The organism is Dorea sp. 210702-DFI.3.17 (assembly GCF_020560825.1).
GTDB lineage: Bacteria > Bacillota > Clostridia > Lachnospirales > Lachnospiraceae > Dorea > Dorea formicigenerans.
In genome coordinates, this window is the sequence record NZ_JAJCNB010000097.1 from 1 (window position 1) to 350 (window position 350).

The 350-nt window shown below is 42.9% G+C and carries 1 pseudogene; it reads right to left on the reverse strand.

Features of this window, described 5'->3' with window-relative positions:
- Nucleotides 1-183 precede the first annotated feature (183 nt).
- Nucleotides 184-350 (reverse strand): annotated as a pseudogene (locus LI149_RS15110) (glycine/sarcosine/betaine reductase complex selenoprotein A); the annotation flags it as partial.

Here is a 350-nt window from a genome sequence, read left to right on the forward strand (position 1 = left end):
TTCCATTATATAAAACCATGTCAGGAGTATGTGCTAAGACATAACTTGCTCCTTTAATTACACTATTCATTACAGTTTTCCACCTTTCCTAAGTTCGCTTCTCTATTTCCCCATAAATAGAAGAATAGAAAAAGAGGGTCGGACCCTTTCGGGCTTACCCGGGGTCTGACCCTCTGACATATCTTACAGATATTTGCAGTATTCGTCACGGATAGCGCTCATCTCGCTAACGATATCGTCAACGTCGAGTACCATCTCCATCATGCTTACCTGCTCATCATAAACAGCTTCGTCAAACTCTGCCTTCATTTCAGGCTCGCAAACGTGATATACTGTGAGTCCAAGCTGGA